Raw genomic sequence first — 18149 nt, forward strand, 5'->3', positions numbered from 1 at the left:
TGCCCGGACGAGCGATCGGTACTAGTTCCTTCGGACTAGTCACCCCGTGGACCCGTCAGCGACCTCAGCCGACCAACCGCGGACGGGCGCAGGTGATGCCCACGCCGTAGACGTCGGCACCCCCGAGTCGGAGGCCGATCATCCTCGCCACGGGACCGATGAACATGTTGTTGATGTTGTTGATCAGGGGCGTGAGGGTCTTCTCGACGAAGCCCTTGCCGGTGGTGACGAGCACGTTGGCGATCGGGTTGGTGATCGCGGTGACCAGCGGCAGCTGCGCGCTCTTGCCGTTGAGCTTGACCGAGAGCACCGTCGGGATGATCGTGCTCGGGTCCAGGGTCATCGCGTAGCCCGTGGAGATCGGCGTCTGGTCGTTCGGCGGGATCTTGAGGTCCGCGCGCCCGCCGCCCGCGCCGGCGACCGTGCCCACCGTCAGCCGTACGTCGACCTCGAGCGAGATCTTGCTGCCGAGGGTGAGGATGTTGCCGAGCAGGTTGGTCAGCACCGAGGTCAGCCCCAGCGAGACCAGGTCGGTCAGCTTCACGTCGGCGGCCACCGACACGTCCGCATGCATCTGGTACGACGCCAGACCGGTCGCGACCTGGACGCTGAAGGTCGACGGGTCGACCACCGAACCGTCACCGCAGTGCCCGGCGGGCGGTGCGACGAGCTGGCCGGTGCCGCTGCCCGCGACGACCTGCAGGTTGCCGCTGCCCTTCGGGGTCTGCAGGGTCCCGAGGGTCGGGACGCTGATGCTCGGGAGGTTCGTGAACTCGATGCCGAGGGTCCCGTCGAGCTGGGCCGTGTCGGCCTTGGCCTGTGCGGAGTTCGGCGTCCCGCAGGCGAGCTCCGCGGCCGAGACGAGGTTGATCCCGCCGGTGTACTGGTAACCGACGCCGGGGACCTGGCCCTGGATGTTCGGGACGCCGAGGAAGTGCTTGCCGTCGGACAGGCGCGCCGAGCCGACCAGGTCGAGCACGTCGAGCTCGACGTCCATCGCGGCGTTGTCGGTCGGCGCGACGTGCAGGACGTTGCTGAGGTTGATGGGCCCGATCGAGGCGGTGACCGCCGACGACGCGATCCGGCTCAGGGCCTGGAGGGCGACGGTGTTGTCGCCGGGCTCGCGGGTGAGCGCCTCGATGGTGGCGTTGATCAGCTGCGCGTAGGTGATCGAGCCGTTGAGGAGCGCCTCGGGGCTGCCGATCGCGGACGTCGAGGTGAGCTGGTCGAGGCGGACGTCGGCGAACGCCAGGCCCTGGTACGACACCAGGGTGAGGTTCACCCCGAGCAGGTCGTTGAGCGGCTCGAGCACCGTGCTGTCACTCGCGCGGATCGCGGCCACGAAGCTGCCGAGCCGGAAGCATGCGGTCGAGGCGCTCTCGGCGGCGGCCGAGCGGCGCGCTCCCCCGGAATCGGCGCCCGTCACGGACGCGAACGCGAAGGTGACGTCGGTCTGGGCGACCACCCGGACCGCGGAGGGTACGCCGGACGTCATCGGCGCGAAGCCACTCGTCGCCATGCGGCCCAGCTGGTAGCTGAGCTGCGGCGGCTCGTCGCCGACCGCCGAGGCGTTGCGTGTCCTGCTCCGTGTGAGCTCGGCGTTCATCACGGGCGTGAGCTCGCCGACGCTGCGACCGTCCAGCTCACGCGCGAGGTCGAGCGCGACCAGGTCCGCGACCGCCTGCATGTCGGTGCGGGCCACGCGCTGCAGGCCGATGTCGAGCACGAACGCCGAGCCGATCATGATCAGGACGATCACGAACGCCATCAGGAGCGTGACCACTCCGCGCTCGTCGTCGCCCCTGCGGGCGTGCTGACGCCGGTGCCACATGGCGCCCTCCCCGATGCCGTGTCGCAGACGGGGCGGATTCCTCACCCCTCACGGTTCATCGTCGGCAGAGTGGGCGCCGGGGCAAGGTCCCGGCGCCGAATTGGGGACCAAGGTCCCCGGGCCTCAGGACTTCGGGAGCTCGAGGTCCGAGGTCGCCAGCTCCTCCACGTTGACGTCCTTGAAGGTCAGCACCTTGACGTTCTTGGCGAACCGGGCCGGGCGGTACATGTCCCACACCCACGCGTCGGCGATGGTGACCTCGAAGAAGACGTCGGTCCCCTCCGAGCGTGCCTTCACGTCGACCGAGTTGCACAGGTAGAAACGGCGGTCGGTCTCCACGACGTACTTGAAGATCCCGACGACGTCGCGGTACTCCCGGTAGAGGTTCAGCTCCTGCTCGGTCTCGTACTTCTCGAGGTCCTCGGCGCTCACGAGGGCGACTCTAGCCCTCGTCCCCCATCTCGTCCGGCAACGGCTCCAGTCCCGCCGCGCGTCGGACGTTCACGAACCGCATCCGGTGGATCGGCGAGGGGCCGTGCTCCTCGAGCGCCGCCGTGTGGGTGGCGGTGATGTAGCCCTTGTGCGTCTTGAAGTCGTACGCCGGCCACTGCTCGTCGAGGTCCGTCATGATCCGGTCGCGGGTGACCTTCGCCAGCACCGATGCGGCAGCGACGCAGGCCGCCACGCGGTCGCCCTTCCAGACGGCGAGGCCCGGCGAGCCGAGCCCGTCGACCGGGAACCCGTCGGTCAGCACGTACGACGGCGCGACGGCCAGCTTCGCGACCGCCCGGCGCAGCGCCTCGACGTTGGCGACGTGCATGCCCAGCCGGTCGCACTCCTCCTGCGAGACCACCACGACCGACCAGGCCACGGCGCGGCGAACGACCTGCTCGTAGCACCGCTCCCGGGCAGCCGCCGTCAGGAGCTTGGAGTCGGCCAGTCCCGGCACGATCCCCGCCTTGCCGGGCGGCAGGATCGCGGCGCCGGCGACCAACGGGCCGGCGCAGGCACCGCGGCCGGCCTCGTCGACGCCGGCGACCGGCTCGAGGCCGTGGCGGCGCAGGGCCCGCTCGTAGCCGTAGATGCCGGCGTCGCGACGGACCGTCGCTCCCTTGGGCAAGGTGGTCATCGAGCCGTTCAGCTCCCGGTGATGGCGCCGACCTTCTTGGCCTTCTCGACCAGGTCGGCGGGCGGGGAGTCGGGGACGTCGTCGAAGACCTCGGGGCGGCTGATCCAGCGCCAGCGGTCGCGCGGCCAGATCAGCGTGAAGACCTTGCCGACGACGAGGTCGGTGTCGACCCAGGGGCTCTGGGTGCACGGGTCCTCGTCGGGGCCGCACAGGTGGGCGCGCGAGTCGGCGGAGTGGCCGCGGTTGTCGCCGAGCACGAGCACCTTGCCGGCGGGGATCGGGCCGATGGTCCAGTCGCAGCGACCGGAGAAGGCCGTGCCCTTCTCGACGTACCAGTCGTCGAGCAGCTCGGCGTTGCAGGCGCCCGGGTCGGGGCCGAGGTAGTCGGACTCGTCGATCGCCTTGCCGTTGACCGAGATCCGGCCCTGCTCGTCGCAGCAGGTGACGATGTCCCCCGCGACGCCGATGACGCGCTTCACGAGGTGGCCGCCCGTCGGGTAGAGGCCGACCTTCGACAGCACGCTGGCGAAGCCGGTCGGGCCCTGCGCGTCGGCCGGGCCCAGCCACTCGCCCGGGTCCTCGAACACGATGACGTCGCCGCGCTTCGGCGTACCGCCGAACCAGTAGGAGACCTTCTGGACGAGGATCCGGTCGTTCTTGACCAGTCCCGGCTCCATCGACTCCGACGGGATGTAGAACGCCTGCACGAAGATCGCCTTGATCAGCACGGCGAGGCCGAGGGCCACGGCGAGGAGCAGGATGCTCTCCTGCCACACGGGGAGGTGCTTGCGGGGCGGGGAGGCGGGCGATCGGTGCCGCCCGTCGCCGTCGGCCTTCTCGAAGGCTTCGGGGCGCTCGTCGGGCGTCTCGTCGGTCGTCACGTTGACCGAGTCTAGGCAGGGTGCCCCCGGGAAAAGCACGAAGGCCCGACCTTGCCGGTCGGGCCTTCGGAAAGCGGGGAGGCTCAGGCCTCGCGACTGGGCGCATCGGGCGTCGCTACGCTCCGCCGATCAAGGAGCCCAGTCACAAGGCTCACGCCTCGCGACGCTCCTTGATCTTGGCCTTCTTGCCGGTGAGGTTGCGCAGGTAGTAGAGCTTCGCGCGACGCACGTCACCGCGGGTGACGACCTCGATCTGCTCGAAGATCGGCGAGTGGAGCGGGAAGGTCCGCTCGACACCGACGCCGAAGGAGACCTTGCGGACCGTGAAGGTGCGGCCGACGCCGGAGCCGTGGATCCGGATGACGACGCCCTGGAAGACCTGGACGCGGGACCGGCTGCCCTCGACGACCTTCACGTGGACCTTGATCGTGTCACCGGCGCGGAAGGCGGGGACGTCGTCGCGCTTGGCGGCGTTGCCGATCTCGGTGACGACAGCGGGGCTGGGCTTGCTCATGGTTCTCCTCGCGAGTGCACACAGGCCAACCGCGGTAGTGGATGGATCGAGGTGGTGGATCTGGCGTGCGGACGACGATTCCCCTGTGGCAGAAGCGTCCGCGACACCGACCAGCGATCTTCCCACAACCGGTCGGGTACGCCGAAATCCACGGGGCGGGCAGAGCGGTGCTGGAAGGATGTCGTCATGGACTGGGCGCCACACACGTTCGAGGTGCGGCCCTGGCGCCAGCGCAGCCCCCGCGGGCCGGCCGCCGACCGCAGGCTCCGCGAGATCACGGTCTCGCTGCCGCCGTACATCCGCGGGCTCGAGCTGCCCATGGACCGCGCGCTCACCGCGATGGCGACGGCGAGCGCGGGCGACCTGAGCCACCTCGACCTGGTCCACGGTCGCACCCTCAGCGCGCTCAACCACCTGCAGCTGCGCACCGAGGCGGTCGACTCGTCGAAGATCGAGAACGTCGATGCCAGCCTCGCCGACTACGGACGGGCGCTGCTGGGTGTCGGGGCGAACGCCTCGGCGGTCTCGATGGCCTCGGCCACCACGGCCCTGACCCGGATGATCGCCGACGCCGACGCGACCCGGTCGATCCGGCCGGAGGCGATCCTGACGGCGCACCGCGAGCTGTTCCGGCGCAACCCCGACGAGGCGCACCGCGCCGGGAGCTTCCGTACGACGCAGAACTGGGTCGGGGGCAGCGACTGGTCGCCGCTCGGGTCGCTCCACGTCCCTCCCCCGCCGGAGACGGTGCCGTCGTACCTCGAGGACCTGTTCGCCTTCGCGAACCGCGAGGACCTGCCGGCCGTGGCGCAGGCGGCGATCGTGCACGCGCAGTTCGAGTCGATCCACCCGTTCATCGACGGCAACGGCCGGATCGGGCGGACCCTGATCCACGCCGTGCTGCGGCGCCGGCGCGCGACCCGGCACCTGACGGTGCCGATCGCGTCCGCGCTGGTGGCGCACCGCGAGAGCTACTTCGACGCGCTCAACGACTACCGCGGCGGCGAGGCGCGCACCATCGTCGCGATGATGGCGACCGCGGTCCGGATCTCGACGGCGGAGTCGTGGGTGACCGCGACCAACGTGCTGGCGATCCGCGAGCGCTGGGGCGAGGCCGCACCCGGTGCGCGGCCGGGGCACCCGCTGTTCCGGCTGCTCGACCTCATGGCCGAGGAGCCGATCCTCAACGTGGAGCTGGTCGCGGGCCGGCTCGGCACGACCGAGGAGGTGGCGCAGCAGGCGATCGACGCCGCGGCGGACGCCGGGGTCCTGGTGCGCGCCCGTCGTAGCCGGAGGGCGCCGGTGTGGCTGGCGCAGGACCTGCTGAGCGAGGTCGAGGAGCTGAGTGCCCGGATCCAGGACTCGGCACGCCGTCTGCGGGCGTGAACGGCCGCAGGCCCGCCCCGGCGAACCGGGACGGGCCTGCGTCGTACGACGGGTGTCGGACTCAGTCGAGGGCGTAGCCCTCGCCGTGCAGGGCGAGGTCGATGCCGGCGACCTCGTCCTCCTCCTTGACGCGGAAGCCGATGGTCTTCTCGATCACCGTGGCGAAGACGAAGGAGACCACGAACGAGAACGCGATCACGGTGAGCGACGAGAGCAGCTGGGCGAGGAACAGCTTGACCTCGCCGCCGAAGACCAGGCTGCCGCCGGTCAGCGCCTCGGCACCGAAGATGCCGACCCAGATGCAGCCGATGAAGCCGGCGACCAGGTGGATGCCCACGACGTCGAGGCTGTCGTCGAAGCCGAGCTTGAACTTCAGGTCGATCGCGAAGGCGCAGATGGCGCCGGACACCAGGCCGAGGACCATCGCCCAGATCGGGGTGACGAAGGCGCACGCCGGGGTGATGGCGACCAGGCCGGTGACGATGCCGGAGGCCGCGCCGACGGCGGTGGCCTTGCCCTCGCGGACCGACTCGACGGCGATCCAGCCGAGCAGCGCGGCGGCCGGGGCGACGAGCGTGTTGAAGAAGATCAGCGAGGTCTGGCCCTCGTCGGCGCCGAAGACGCCGGTGTTGAAGCCGTACCAGCCGAACCACAGGATCGCGGCACCGATGAGCACCAGCGGGACGTTGTGGGCGACGCTCTCCTCCTTGGAGAAGCCGACCTTGCGCTTGCCGAGGACCAGTGCGAGAGCGAGGGCGGACGCGCCGGCGGACTGGTGGATCACGGTGCCACCGGCCCAGTCGAGCGCGCCCTGGCCGAGGCCCCACACGTCGTTCGCGAGCCAGCCGTAGAACTCACCGTCGCCGTTGACGCCCCAGATCCAGCGGAAGGTGGGGAACACGACGAAGGTGGTGAAGAGCGCGGCGAAGAGCATCCACGGCCAGAAGCGCGCACGGTCGGCGACGGCTCCCGAGACCAGCGCCACCGTGATGATGCAGAACGCGACGAGGAAGGCGTGGCTGCCGAACGCGTTGGCCGCGTCACCGCCGCCCACACCGGTCATCAGGTCGGACATGCCGACGTCCTGGAACGGGTTGCCGAACAGCTTGCTGCCGCCGTCGGTGCCGTTGCCCGCGATGCCCGTGCCACCGATGAGCAGGTAGAGCAGGGTGACGACGGCGATCGAGCCGAAGCTCAGCATCATCATGGACACGACGGACTTCTGCTTGACCAGACCGCCGTAGAAGAACGCCAGGCCGGGCGTCATGAACAGGACTAGAGCAGCACAGATCAGCTGCCACGAAAGCTCGACAGACATGCAGGTCCTCACAGGTCTCGGGAGTGGGGCTTCGGGCCGGGCAACGCTGCCGGCCTCGTCTGCGCCGATACTTGCGAGGGCTCGTTTCACCGAGACCCGACGGACGTTTCGAGCCTGTTACAGGTTCGACGAGCGTGTGTCACGCCCGTGAACGCACACGCACTGCGCCCCGGTCAGCGGCGTTTGGTGAGGGTGACTGCGTGCGGCGGTCCGGGCAGGTCGGGCCGGATGCGGAAGCCCGCCTTGCGGTACATCCGCTGGTTGCGGGCGCTCGCGGCTCCCGTGAAGAGGACGTACGACGTCGCCTGGTCCGGCGCGACCGCCTGGATGTGCTCCAGCAGGACCCGCCCGAGGCCGGAGCCCTGCAGGTCGGGGGCGACCATGATCCGGCCGATGTCCCACCGGTCCTCGCCGTCGAGCTTGCCGCGCACCGCGCCGACGAGCCGGCCGGCCCGGCGTACGACCCAGGTCTCCCACTCCTCGAGGCCGGCCCGGACGTCGTCGAGCGACTCCTGCAGGGCGGGGATGTCGAGGGTGTCGTTGGCGAGCGCCTCCTGCAGCCAGCAGGCGCGCTGCAGGGTCAGGATCTCGCCGGCGTCGCCCGGGACGGCCCGCACGATCGGCGTGCCGTCGTCGAGCACCGACGGGTGGAGCAGGTCCGGCCGCCGCGACGCCGTACGACGGCGGGCCTCCTCGTGGCGCCACGCGGCGACCTTGCCGTGGTCGCCCGAGCGCAGCACGGCCGGGACGTCGTGGCCGCGCCAGGAGGCGGGTTTGGTGTAGACGGGGTACTCCAGCAGCCCGCCCTCGGCGTGCGACTCCTCGACGAGCGACTCCGCGTTGCCCATGAAGCCGGGCAGCAGCCGCACGACCGCCTCGGTGATCGCGAGCGCGGCGACCTCTCCCCCGTTGAGGACGTAGTCGCCCAGGCTGATCTCGCGAACCTCGGCGCGCTCGCGAGCGTGGTCGATGACGCGCTGGTCGATGCCCTCGTAGCGGCCGCAGGCGAACAGGAGGTGCTCACGGGTGGCGAGCTCCTCGGCGAGGCGTTGGTCGAAGGGCTCGCCAGAGGGCGTGGTGAACACGACGGTGGTCCCCGCGTCGACGCCGAGCGCGTCGAAGGCCTCGCCCCACGGCTCCGGCTTCATGACCATGCCCGCGCCGCCGCCGTAGGGCGTGTCGTCGACGCGGTGGTGCTTGTCGTGGGAGTAGCCGCGCAGGTCGTGGACGTGGAACTCGACGAGGCGCTTACCAGCCGCCTTGCCCGGCAGCGACAGGTCGAGGGGCGCGAAGAAGTCGGGGAAGATCGTGAGGTAGTCGAGCCTCATTCCCCGGCTTCCTCGCTGTCCTCGCTGTCCTCGGGGAACGGGGTGACCAGGCCGGGCCGGTCGGCGATCACGACACGGCCGCCGGCGACGTCGACCTCCGACACCAGTGCGACGACGAAGGGCACCAGCGCCTCGCGCCCGTCGGGGGTCTTGATGCGGAGCAGGTCCTGGGCGCCGTGCACCAGGCCGACCAGCTCGCCGAGGTGGTTGCCCTCGAGGTCGTGGGCCGCCAGGCCGATCAGCTGGTGGTCGTAGAACTCCTCGGGGTCCTCCGGCACCTCGTCGGCGGGTACGACGGCCCGCAGCACCACTCCGCGCGCCGCCTCAGCGGCGTTGCGGTCCGGGAGCTCGCCGAAGACGACCAGCAGGGTGCCCTGGTGCCAGCGGGTGCGCTCGACGGTGAGGGTGCGCGCGGAGAACGCCGAGCCACGGGGGGACTCCGCCTGGAGGACCGCGCCGGCGACGTAGCGGCGGTCGGGCTCGTCGGTGCGGACGTCGACGGTGACCTCGCCCTTGATGCCGTGCGGCTTGCCGATCCGGCCGACCACGACCTCGATGCTCTCCACGGGTCCGAGATTAGGGCCAGCCGCCCGGGAACGACGAACGGGCGCCTCCCCCGGAGGGGAGACGCCCGTTCGGCTGCTTCAGGTCAGCGGCGGTCCGTGTCGACGAAGTCGATCCGGGTGTTGCCGTTGCCGGCGATCGCGGAGACGACCGTGCGGAACGCGGTCGCCGTGCGGCCACCGCGACCGATCACCTTGCCGAGATCGTCGGGGTGGACCCGGACCTCGAGCACGGATCCACGGCGCAGCTGCTTGTCGCGCACGACCACGTCGTCGGGGTGTTCGACCACTCCGCGGACGAGGTGCTCCAGCGCGTCAGCCAACATCGACTCAGGCCTCGGTGCTCTCGGCGGCGGGAGCCTCGGCCTCGGCGGCCGGCTCCTCGGCGGGAGTCTCCTCGGCGGCGGCCTCGACCGGCGCCTCCTCGACCTTCTTCTCGGCCTTCTTCTTGGTGGTCACCGCGGCGCCCTTGGGCTCGTTGGCGGCCTCCTTGAGGGCCTCGTTGAAGACCTCGAGCTTGTCGCGCTTGGGCTCCTTGACCTTGAGGGTGCCCTCGGCGCCGTCGATGCCCTTGAACTTCTGCCAGTCACCGGTGACCTTGAGGATCGCCTCGACGGCCTCGGACGGCTGCGCGCCCACGCCGAGCCAGTACTGCGCCCGCTCGGAGACGACGTCGATGTACGACGGGTCCTCCTTGGGGTGGTACTTGCCGATCTCCTCGATCACGGCGCCGTCGCGCTTCTTGCGCGAGTCGACGATGACGATGCGGTACTGCGGAACCCGGACCTTGCCCAGGCGCTTCAGACGGATCTTGACGGCCACGTTTGTGGTGTCTCCTTGAGAACTAGTGTGGGTGAGGCGCGGGCGACCAGGTGGGGAACACCGGGGCCCGGACTCGGATGGGTCCTGCACCCACCGGTTGAGAGGGTCCGGAAGTTGCAGAACTCAGCCGCCAAGTCTGCCAGATGACCTGACCTCGGAAGAAATCGCCTCGGCATCTCGGCTCCGGCCGGGCCCACGTCCCGGATCGATGGTTCGATCCGCCCAGCCCGCCGCGACCGCGCGGAGGTGCCGGGTGAGGGGGCCTCGCAGGGAGCATCGAGGCGACGAACTGCTCCTCCGGAGGGAATCCCATGCACACGATCCGCCGTACCGCCGTCGCCGCGCTCGCCGCGGCGACCCTGTCGATCGCCCCCCTGTCGGTGGCCGAGGCCGCCGTCCACGCCAAGCCGGCGGGCTCGCACTCCTCCCACGGCGGCAAGGGCGGCGGCGCGTCGCACCACCTGTCGGCCCAGACCCGCGGCGTGCTGCGCCAGGTCACGGTCCGCGACCGCGCGCTGGCCCGGGTGGCCGCCTCCCGGGCGATCACCGGCCTCGCCGACGAGCAGGAGAGCGTGCTGACCGCCTCGATCGCCCAGGACCGCGCCGACCTCGCCGCCCTGAAGGACGCGGTCTCCGCCGGGACGACGAAGCCACGCGCGGCGAAGGCCGCCCTGCGCGCCGTCCGGGTCGAGAACTACCTGCGGGCCGTCGCCGTGCTGCGCGACGCAGCCGAGCTCGCGGACGCCGCGGTCGACCTCCCCGAGGTGCTCGATCTCGTCGACGCCGTGGTGGCCGGCGTGCTGGAGGTGTCCGCGACCGGTGGCCGGACGGTGCTCCGCACCGCGCGGGCCGACCTCGAGGACGCCTGGGCGCTGTACGACGAGCTGACCGCCGAGCCCGAGGAGTGCACGGCCGACGAGACCGACGACTGCACCGACGACGGCACCGACGACGGCACGGACGACGGCACCGGCGACGGCACCGAGGACGGCACCGGCGGCTCCGACGACGGCGGCGACACGCCTGAGGTCGAGCCGCTCGGCTGACGCGGGGGAACCCCCTCAGCCGTAGACCCGGCCGCGCAGCACCACGCAGGTCGGCTCGGTGAGCACCGAGAGGTCGTCGACCGGGTTGCGCGGGTAGACCACGAAGTCGGCGGTGTCGCCCTCGTCGAGGCCCGGGTTCCAGCCGAGCCAGGCGCGGGCCCGCCACGACGCGGCACCGAGGACGTCCTCGTTCGAGAGACCCATCGCGGCCATCGCCCGGATCTCCTCGTGCAGCACGCCGTGACGTGCCGAGCCGCCGCCGTCGCTGCCGACGTACAGCGCGACACCGGCGTCATGGGCGTTCATCAACACCTCACGGCGGCGCTCGAAGAGCCGGTCCATCGTGGCGGAGTACGCCGGGAACCTGGCCCGGCCGGACGAGGCGAAGCCCGGGAACTTCGAGGTCTGCAGCACGGTCGGCACCAGGGCGACCCCGCGCTCCACCATCTGCGCGATGTGGGCCTCGGTGAGACCGGTGCCGTGCTCGATGCAGTCGATCCCCGCGTCGAGCAGCGGGGAGAGCGAGTCCTCGCCGAAGCAGTGCGCGGTGACCTTGGCGCCGTGCGCATGGGCCACCTCGATCGCGGCGGTGACCGCGTCGGCCGGGAACGAGGGCGCCAGGTCGCCGGCCTCGCGGGAGATCCAGTCGCCGACCAGCTTCACCCAGCCGTCGCCCGCCTGCGCCTGCTCGGCGACGGCGTCGACCAGGCCGTCGGGCTCGACCTCCTGGCCGTAGTTCTGGATGTAGCGACGGGTGCGGGCGACGTGACGGCCGCACCGGATCAGGCGCGGCAGGTCCTCGCGCTCATGCACCCAGCGGGTGTCGGCGGGCGAGCCACAGTCCCGGGTCAGGAGCACGCCGTTGTCGCGGTCGAGGATCGCGGTCCGCTCGATCTCCTCGTCGGGGACCGCTCCCCCGTCCTCGAGGCCGAGGTGGTTGTGGGCATCGACGAGGCCGGGGACGATCCAGCCCTGCGCGGCCGTCTCGGCGCCCGACAGCCCGGCAGGGCGCTCGTAGGTGATGCGCCCGTCGACGACGTACACCTCCCGCGTCTCGCCGTCGGGCAGGACCGGACCGGAGAACCGCAGCGCACTCACCCGGCGAACCTACCAACGCGGCGTGCCGGCCCGGCGCCCCCTTTCAGAGGTACGACAGCAGCCAGGTCGGCGACAGCGTGGTCGCCCCGACGCCGTGGACGCGCGCGTCGAGGGCACGGTCGGCCGTGACCACGACGGTGCGGTGGCCCTGCTCGACGGCCTTCGCCGCCTCCGCGACGATCGTCGCGTCGCCGTCCTTCGCGGCGTGCACGGTGCGCACGTGGGCGTCCTTGCCGGCCCGGACACCGCCCTTGGCCTGGCCCTCGAGGACGAGCACGACGACGTCGTAGGGCACGTCGGCGACGAGGAGCTGGTCGTGCAGCCGCAGCGCGGCGCCCGCGCGGTCCTTCCACCAGCCGTCGGGGCGTGCCCCGACGACGTTCGCGCCGTCGACGACGAGGGTCGACCTCACTGTCCGTCACCGCCCGCGGGCGTGAGGTGACCGAGCTCCCACAGGGCGAGCTGGAGGGCGACGAACTCCGCGCGGTCGAGCGTGATGTCGAGGCTGCGCCGCCTCGCGCCCTGCTCCCAGCCGGTCCACGTGCGGCGGAACACGCCACCGGTCCGGCAGTGCACGGTGATCCGGCGGCGTCCCGAGCACAGCTGGAGGTAGACCCCGACCCGTACGTCGACGGTCTCGTAGGTCTCGCTGCCCGCGCCACCGGCGGGACGGCCCTCCCAGGCGCCCCCCAGGACCACACGGTCGAGCGAGGCGAGCCGGCGCCGGCCCAGTCCGTAGGTGTGGCGCAGGAGGGCGCCACGCTCGTCGACCCGGAGCCGGCCGGGGAAGAGCGGAGCACCCCAGCCGACGGCACCCCACACGACCAGCGCCACCGCGAGCAACCCGACGGTGCCGAGGACGAGGCGGTCGTCGGGCTCGCCCGAGGTCCCCCAGACCACCGCACAGACCACGACCGCCAGCACGCCCAGCGCCAGGAGCCACCGCGAGCCGACGCGCTCGGGGCCGCGCCAGCTCGTCGTGCCGGCCGCGGCGTCGTCGCCGCCGTGGACCTTCGTCAGGTGCCGGTCGAGGTTGGCGCCGTTGACGCCCTCGGCGCACACCGGGCAGGGCACCGGACCGTCCGGGCGCGCAGCGGCGAGCCGTCGCGCCCGGTCGCCCGTCGTCATCGCCCGATCACTTCAGGAACTTGGAGAAGTCCTTCGGGAGCTGCAGGTTCTCGGCGGCGGCCTCGTAGTCGATGTCCTCGCCGATGCCGAACGGGTTCGGCTTCGCCTCGGCGGCCCTGGCCTGCGCCGCCGCGGCGTCCTGTGCTGCCTTGGCCGGGTTGCCCGAGCGACGCGCGCCCTTGCCCTTGGTCTGCTTGGCCTTCTGCTTGGCGCTGACCCGCTTGCCGCCGCCGGGACCACCCATGCCGGGCATGCCCGGCATCCCCGGCATGCCGCCGCCGCGCGCCATCTGCATCATCATCTTGCGCGCCTCGAAGAAGCGGTCGACGAGGCCGTTGACGTCCGAGACGGCGCGGCCCGAGCCCTTGGCGATGCGGGCGCGGCGCGAGCCGTCGATGATCTTCGGGTTGGCGCGCTCTGCCGGCGTCATCGAGCGGATGATCGCCTCGACCCGGTCGATCTCGCGCTCGTCGAAGTTCTCGATCTGGTCGCGGATCTGGCCCATGCCCGGGAGCATCTTGAGGATGCTGGTCATCGAGCCCAGCTTCTTCAGCTGCTGCATCTGGGCCAGGAAGTCGTCGAGGGTGAAGTCGCCACCGGTCAGCTTCTCGGCGGCGCGCATCGCCTCCTCCTGGTCGAAGGCCTTCTCGGCCTGCTCGATCAGGGTGAGGACGTCGCCCATGTCCAGGATGCGCGAGGCCATCCGGTCGGGGTGGAAGACGTCGAAGTCGGTCATCTTCTCGCCCGTGGAGGCGAACATGACCGGACGGCCGGTGACCTGGCGGATCGACAACGCGGCGCCACCGCGGGCGTCGCCGTCGAGCTTGGTCAGGACGACGCCGTCGTAGCCGACGCCGTCGAGGAAGGCCTGCGCGGTGGTGAGCGCGTCCTGGCCGATCATCGCGTCGACGACGAACAGGACCTCGTCGGGCTGGACCGCGTCGCGGATGCCAGCGGCCTGCGCCATCATCTCGGCGTCCACGCCGAGACGGCCCGCGGTGTCGACGATGACGACGTCGTGGAGCTTGCGCTTGGCCTCCTCGATCGAGGCCTTCGCGACGGAGACCGGGTCGCCAGTGCCGTTGCCGGGCTCGGGCGCGAAGACAGGTACGCCGACCTTCTCGCCGTTGACCTGGAGCTGCTGGACGGCGTTGGGCCGCTGGAGGTCGCAGGCGACGAGGAGCGGGGTCTTGCCCTGCTCCTTGAGCCACAGCGCGAGCTTGGCCGCGAGCGTGGTCTTGCCGGCGCCCTGGAGGCCCGCGAGCATGATCACGGTCGGGCCGGTCTTGGCGTAGCGCAGACGACGGGTCTCGCCGCCGAGGATGGTGACCAGCTCGTCGTTGACGATCTTGACCACCTGCTGGGCGGGGTTCAGCGCCTGGCTGACCTCCTCGCCCCGTGCCCGCTCCTTGACCGCGGCCACGAAGTCCTTGACGACCGGCAGGGCGACGTCGGCCTCGAGCAGCGCGATCCGGATCTCCCGGGCGGTCGCGTCGATGTCGGCCTCGGAGAGCCGTCCCTTGCCGCGGAGGTTCTTGAAGGTCGCGGCGAGGCGGTCTGACAGTGTGGCGAACAAGTGCGGTCCTCGTGGAGACGGGAGTCGGCGAACAGGCCGCAAAACGGCCAAGGGCCACTCTAGTTGAGCCGTCCGCACTCGACTGCATGACGGTGGCGGTCCAGCCGGGCGCGGGCGTGCTGCTGCTCGATCCGGTCCTGACCGGGCCTCACCCCGCGGACGTGACGCAGGTCTCACTCAACGGGACCTGGTGTCCACCCCGTCGTACCGCTCCCGATGCTCGGGCCTCCGCTCAACCGCTGGAGGACACCATGAAGCGCCGTACCCGACTCTCCGCCCTCGCGGCCACGATCGCCGTCCTGGCGACCACGCCCGCCGTCGCGGGCCTGCAGGCCGACGCCGACCCGAAGCCGAAGGTGAACGACCCCGGCTACGACATCCTGTTCGTGCGCCACGCCAAGTCCGTCTACCCCGTGCCCGAGGAGGAGCTGAACGCGCTCGGCATCCAGCAGGCCGCGAAGCTGGTCGAGTACCTCCACGACGCGCCGATCCGCTCGGTCGACTCCTCGATCATGGTCCGGACCTACCAGACCGCCGACGGCGTCGCGGCCGACCACGACGTGCCGGTGCTGGCCGACGAGGACCTCCGCGAGGTCGAGCTCGTGTCGAAGGACGAGCGGGTGGCCGGCGGGATCATGGCCAGCTGGGTGATGGACCCGTCGACGCGCGGCAACGCCTTCGGCGGCGCCGAGGACTACTACGACGTGCAGGAGCGCTGGGACCGTTGGTGGACCCAGTACGCCCGCGAGCACCGCAACGACCGCGGCACCGGTGTCGTCGTCGCCCACGGTGGCATCTACGGCCTGATGCTCCCGGAGACCTGCGCGAACAAGCCGCAGCTGCCCTTCTCGGAGCGCTTCCCGGGCAACACCGAGTTCATCAAGGCGCACCTCAACCCGAACGGGACCCTGGTCTGCACCGCGTTCGGCGTCAGCCCCGACCCGGCCGCGATGCCCAACCCGGACGGCTCCCCGCACCACTACTACGAGGTCGACCCGGTCACCGGCGCCTCGACCAAGGTCGTCTCCTGACCGTCAGTCCTGATCAGTCGGAGCTGATCGCCCTCCGGACGGCGTGGGCGGCCTCGGCCGCCCGCGTCTCCGAGAGGGCTCCGGCCGAGGCCTCCTGCACGTAGAACACGTCGACGGCCTGCGGTCCCAGCGTCGAGACGTGCGCCGAGCGCACGGTCATGTCGAGCCCGGCGAGCGCGGCACTGACCTGGTAGACGACGCCGAGCCGGTCGCCCGCGCGGACCTCGACCACGGTGGCGTGGTCGCTCGCCTCCGGTCGTACGACGACAGTCGGCGCCAGCTCGCCCTCGTTCACCAGCCGCGGCGCGAGCCGCGTGGCCGGGTCGACGCGGCGGGCCGCGATCCCGTCGAGCTGGTTGCGCAGCGCGCCCGCGTCGAGGAACTCGTCCGCGACGTCCCAGACCGAGACGCCGTAGTCGCCCTGCGACCAGATCCGGGCCGCGCGCACGGGCACCCGGCGCAGCGCGAACATCGCCGCCACGTCGGCCAGCAGACCGACCCGGTCGGGCGCCACGGTCGTCACGCGGGCGCCGTCGCCGACGGGCTCGACCACGATCGACGTACCGCCGGCGAGGGCGGCGGCCGGGACCTCGATCTCCTCGACCCGGAACGGCGGCGGCACGCTCCCCCGCTCCAGCGAGGCACGCGCCCGGCGCGACAGGTCGAGGACCAGGCCCGCGCGCCACGACGACCAGGCCTTCGCGGAGGCGGCCTTGGCATCGGCCTCGGTGAGTGCGGTCAGCAGGGCCAGCGCCTCGGGGGTGTCGATGTGCTCGGTGAGCGCGTCGATGGTCGCCGGGTCGTCCGGGTCGCGGGTCGTCGCGATGTCGGCGAGCAGCAGGTGCCAGCGCACCAGCTGCGCGATCAGCTCGACCTCGTCGGCCGCGAAGCCCATCCGCTCGGCGATCTCGCGGGCGATCGGGGAACCCGCGACGCTGTGCTCGGTCAGCCCGCCCTTGCCGATGTCGTGCAGCAGCGCCGCCACGACCAGCACGTCGGGACGTGCGACGTGCCGGATCAGCGCGGAGGCCTCGACGCAGGTCTCGACGACGTGGCGGTCGACGGTGAAGCGGTGGATCACCGAGGCGTGCGGCAGCAGCCGGATCCGCTCCCACTCGGGCAGGATCCGCGACAGCGCTCCGGTCTCCTCCAGCGTCTCCCAGACACCGAGCAGGCCGCGGCCTGCGGCGAGCAGCCGGACCATCTGCTGCCGGGCCTCGGTCGGCCACGGCGTCGGGAGCGGTGGCGACTCGCGCACCAGACGCGCGGCCGTCGGCGGCGCGAGGACCAGGTCGCGGGTGGCGGCCTCGGCTGCCGCGCGGAGCAGCAGGACCGGGTCGTCCGCCGGGCGGGCGCCCTTGTCGAGGACGACCTCGCCCTTCGACAGGGCCACCCCGGGGGCCAGCCGCTCGAGCTCGGGGCGTCGCGGCTTCGCGGCCGGCGTACGACGCAGGGCGTCGTCGGCGCGCCGCCAGGCGAGCCGCGACAGGTGGGTCAGCCGACGGCCGAGCTCGCGCACGTGCCGCTGCGCCGTCCGCTCGTCGGGCAGGTCGAGCCCCTCGGCGAGGGCCGCCCAGTGCTCCGGGGCGATCCGGTCGGTGGCCCGGCCGGCGGCCGCGTGGAGCACGTCGCGGACGTCGAGCAGCTGCACGCGGCAGCGCTGGAGGTCGGCGGCCGGTACGTCGACGAGCCAGGTCGCGGTCAGGCTCTTGAGGACGGTCGCGTCGCGCAGCCCGCCCTCGGCCTCCTTGAGGTCGGGCATCGACAGGTGCGCCAGCTCGCCGATCAACCGGTGGCGGGTGCGCACCATCTCGTGCAGCTCGGGCAGGCGCTCGCGCGCCTGCCGCCGCCACTGCGCGAGGACCGTGGTGCGCAGCCGGAGGCTCAGGCTGTGGTCGCCGGCGACGTGCCGGACGTCGAGCAGGCCCGAGGCCACCCGGACGTCGGACTCGGCCGCGGTGAGCATCTCCGACAGCGAGCGGACCGAGTGGTCCAGCTTCACGCCGGTGTCCCACAGCGGGTACCAGACCTGGCCCGCGAACTCGGCCCACGCCTCTCCCTGCGCCTGGGCCACTCCCTCGTCGGAGACGAGGACGAGGTCGAGGTCGGAGAAGGGCGCCATGTCGCCCCGGCCGTAGCCGCCGACCGCCACCAGTGCGACCCCGGTGTCGGGGCCGCCCGCGTCGTCGTAGGCCTTGACGCACAGGGCGTCGGCGGCCTCGGTACGGGCGACGCGGTCGGCAGCGGTCATCGAGGGGTCAGACCGCCGCGGGGCCGGTGTCGCCGGTACGGACCCGGACGACCGACTCGACCGGGGTGACCCAGATCTTGCCGTCGCCGACCTTCCCGGTCTGCGCCGCCTTCGTGATGGTCTCGACGATCTGGTCGACGTCGTGGTCGTCGGCGACGATCTCGATGCGCACCTTCGGCACCATCGCGATGTCGTACTCCGCGCCGCGGTAGACCTCGGTGTGGCCCTTCTGGCGGCCGTAGCCGCT

At 71.8% G+C, this 18149-nt stretch carries 19 protein-coding genes and 1 pseudogene; 3 read left to right on the forward strand and 17 right to left on the reverse strand.

What is annotated here, in order from left to right; translation table 11 throughout:
• Nucleotides 1-64 precede the first annotated feature (64 nt).
• The 5 genes from ASE20_RS17835 to rplS all read right to left on the reverse strand — a co-directional run bounded on the left by ASE20_RS17835 (nucleotide 65) and on the right by rplS (nucleotide 4355).
• Nucleotides 65-1831, reverse strand: coding sequence for a pilus assembly protein TadG-related protein (locus ASE20_RS17835; RefSeq protein WP_157538688.1), 1767 nt, complete (start codon nucleotides 1829-1831; stop codon nucleotides 65-67).
• A gap of 123 nt (nucleotides 1832-1954) precedes the next feature.
• Nucleotides 1955-2263 carry a DUF2469 domain-containing protein gene (locus tag ASE20_RS17840; protein ID WP_036546742.1) on the reverse strand — a complete coding sequence of 103 codons (309 nt, stop codon included), beginning with the start codon at nucleotides 2261-2263 and terminating at the stop codon, nucleotides 1955-1957.
• Between the two features lie 10 nt (nucleotides 2264-2273).
• Entirely contained in the window at nucleotides 2274-2960 is a 687-nt protein-coding gene (locus ASE20_RS17845) for a ribonuclease HII (protein WP_056895933.1), read from the reverse strand.
• A gap of 8 nt (nucleotides 2961-2968) precedes the next feature.
• A complete protein-coding gene (lepB, locus tag ASE20_RS17850; protein WP_082612543.1) occupies nucleotides 2969-3841 on the reverse strand; it encodes a signal peptidase I in 873 nt (290 codons plus the stop codon).
• A 151-nt stretch (nucleotides 3842-3992) separates the two neighbouring features.
• Nucleotides 3993-4355 (reverse strand): 50S ribosomal protein L19, encoded by a 363-nt coding sequence (gene rplS / locus ASE20_RS17855; RefSeq protein WP_056895934.1) that lies wholly within the window; start codon nucleotides 4353-4355, stop codon nucleotides 3993-3995.
• A 186-nt stretch (nucleotides 4356-4541) separates the two neighbouring features.
• Between rplS and ASE20_RS17860 the strand changes: the two genes are divergently transcribed.
• Entirely contained in the window at nucleotides 4542-5741 is a 1200-nt protein-coding gene (locus ASE20_RS17860) for a Fic family protein (RefSeq protein ID WP_056895935.1), read from the forward strand.
• A gap of 61 nt (nucleotides 5742-5802) precedes the next feature.
• Here ASE20_RS17860 and ASE20_RS17865 read toward each other — a convergent pair whose 3' ends face one another.
• From ASE20_RS17865 to rpsP, 6 genes and pseudogenes are all read right to left on the reverse strand, one after another.
• Nucleotides 5803-7059 carry an ammonium transporter gene (locus ASE20_RS17865; protein ID WP_056895936.1) on the reverse strand — a complete coding sequence of 419 codons (1257 nt, stop codon included), beginning with the start codon at nucleotides 7057-7059 and terminating at the stop codon, nucleotides 5803-5805.
• A 173-nt stretch (nucleotides 7060-7232) separates the two neighbouring features.
• Nucleotides 7233-7700 (reverse strand): GNAT family N-acetyltransferase, encoded by a 468-nt coding sequence (locus ASE20_RS25660; RefSeq protein ID WP_225869258.1) that lies wholly within the window; start codon nucleotides 7698-7700, stop codon nucleotides 7233-7235.
• Nucleotides 7701-7712: 12 nt separating this feature from the next.
• Nucleotides 7713-8387, reverse strand: a pseudogene (gene trmD, locus ASE20_RS25665) (tRNA (guanosine(37)-N1)-methyltransferase TrmD); the annotation flags it as partial.
• Entirely contained in the window at nucleotides 8384-8953 is a 570-nt protein-coding gene (rimM, locus tag ASE20_RS17875) for a ribosome maturation factor RimM (RefSeq protein ID WP_200952862.1), read from the reverse strand. The gene rimM and the pseudogene trmD, both read right to left, overlap by 4 nt.
• 83 nt (nucleotides 8954-9036) lie before the next feature.
• Nucleotides 9037-9276, reverse strand: a complete 240-nt coding sequence (locus ASE20_RS17880; RefSeq protein WP_056895938.1) for an RNA-binding protein — start codon at nucleotides 9274-9276, stop codon at nucleotides 9037-9039.
• A gap of 4 nt (nucleotides 9277-9280) precedes the next feature.
• Nucleotides 9281-9772: a 30S ribosomal protein S16 gene (gene rpsP / locus ASE20_RS17885; RefSeq protein WP_056895939.1), complete on the reverse strand. Its 492-nt coding sequence runs from the start codon at nucleotides 9770-9772 to the stop codon at nucleotides 9281-9283.
• 311 nt (nucleotides 9773-10083) lie between these two features.
• On the opposite strand from rpsP, the gene ASE20_RS25325 reads away from it, so the two are divergent.
• The gene (locus ASE20_RS25325; RefSeq protein ID WP_056895940.1) at nucleotides 10084-10818 is read left to right on the forward strand and encodes a hypothetical protein; all 735 of its coding nucleotides are present in this window, start codon (nucleotides 10084-10086) and stop codon (nucleotides 10816-10818) included.
• Nucleotides 10819-10833: 15 nt separating this feature from the next.
• Here ASE20_RS25325 and ASE20_RS17895 read toward each other — a convergent pair whose 3' ends face one another.
• Genes ASE20_RS17895 through ffh form a run of 4 tightly spaced genes read right to left on the reverse strand, consistent with a single transcriptional unit; the run spans nucleotide 10834 to nucleotide 14620 of the window.
• Nucleotides 10834-11916, reverse strand: a complete 1083-nt coding sequence (locus tag ASE20_RS17895; RefSeq protein ID WP_056895941.1) for an amidohydrolase family protein — start codon at nucleotides 11914-11916, stop codon at nucleotides 10834-10836.
• A 43-nt stretch (nucleotides 11917-11959) separates the two neighbouring features.
• On the reverse strand, nucleotides 11960-12328 hold the full coding sequence (locus tag ASE20_RS17900) for an NYN domain-containing protein (protein ID WP_056895942.1): 369 nt from the start codon (nucleotides 12326-12328) through the stop codon (nucleotides 11960-11962).
• A complete protein-coding gene (locus ASE20_RS17905) occupies nucleotides 12325-13044 on the reverse strand; it encodes a hypothetical protein (RefSeq protein ID WP_056895943.1) in 720 nt (239 codons plus the stop codon). Before ASE20_RS17905 ends, ASE20_RS17900 begins: the two co-directional genes overlap by 4 nt.
• 7 nt (nucleotides 13045-13051) lie before the next feature.
• Entirely contained in the window at nucleotides 13052-14620 is a 1569-nt protein-coding gene (gene ffh / locus ASE20_RS17910; RefSeq protein ID WP_056895944.1) for a signal recognition particle protein, read from the reverse strand.
• Between the two features lie 251 nt (nucleotides 14621-14871).
• On the opposite strand from ffh, the gene ASE20_RS17915 reads away from it, so the two are divergent.
• Nucleotides 14872-15651, forward strand: a complete 780-nt coding sequence (locus ASE20_RS17915) for a histidine phosphatase family protein (RefSeq protein WP_056895945.1) — start codon at nucleotides 14872-14874, stop codon at nucleotides 15649-15651.
• A gap of 13 nt (nucleotides 15652-15664) precedes the next feature.
• Here ASE20_RS17915 and ASE20_RS17920 read toward each other — a convergent pair whose 3' ends face one another.
• A complete protein-coding gene (locus ASE20_RS17920) occupies nucleotides 15665-17902 on the reverse strand; it encodes a [protein-PII] uridylyltransferase (protein WP_056895946.1) in 2238 nt (745 codons plus the stop codon).
• Nucleotides 17903-17909: 7 nt separating this feature from the next.
• Nucleotides 17910-18149, reverse strand: a 240-nt coding sequence (locus ASE20_RS17925) for a P-II family nitrogen regulator (RefSeq protein ID WP_225869233.1), incomplete at its 5' end; no start/stop codon positions are given.

The sequence above is a fragment of the Nocardioides sp. Root240 genome (genome assembly GCF_001428825.1).
In the GTDB taxonomy this organism is placed as follows: domain Bacteria; phylum Actinomycetota; class Actinomycetes; order Propionibacteriales; family Nocardioidaceae; genus Nocardioides.

Bases quoted from the DNA above. Each gene is read 5' to 3' on its own strand.
- ASE20_RS17865 (WP_056895936.1), bottom strand. From the start codon at position 7,059: ATGTCTGTCGAGCTTTCGTGGCAGCTGATCTGTGCTGCTCTAGTCCTG.
- ASE20_RS17915 (WP_056895945.1), top strand. From the start codon at position 14,872: ATGAAGCGCCGTACCCGACTCTCCGCCCTCGCGGCCACGATCGCCGTC.
- ASE20_RS17920 (WP_056895946.1), bottom strand. From the start codon at position 17,902: ATGACCGCTGCCGACCGCGTCGCCCGTACCGAGGCCGCCGACGCCCTG.
- ASE20_RS17835 (WP_157538688.1), bottom strand. From the start codon at position 1,831: ATGTGGCACCGGCGTCAGCACGCCCGCAGGGGCGACGACGAGCGCGGA.
- ASE20_RS17845 (WP_056895933.1), bottom strand. From the start codon at position 2,960: ATGACCACCTTGCCCAAGGGAGCGACGGTCCGTCGCGACGCCGGCATC.
- ASE20_RS17905 (WP_056895943.1), bottom strand. From the start codon at position 13,044: ATGACGACGGGCGACCGGGCGCGACGGCTCGCCGCTGCGCGCCCGGAC.
- rplS (WP_056895934.1), bottom strand. From the start codon at position 4,355: ATGAGCAAGCCCAGCCCCGCTGTCGTCACCGAGATCGGCAACGCCGCC.
- ASE20_RS17860 (WP_056895935.1), top strand. From the start codon at position 4,542: ATGGACTGGGCGCCACACACGTTCGAGGTGCGGCCCTGGCGCCAGCGC.
- ASE20_RS17880 (WP_056895938.1), bottom strand. From the start codon at position 9,276: ATGTTGGCTGACGCGCTGGAGCACCTCGTCCGCGGAGTGGTCGAACAC.
- ASE20_RS25325 (WP_056895940.1), top strand. From the start codon at position 10,084: ATGCACACGATCCGCCGTACCGCCGTCGCCGCGCTCGCCGCGGCGACC.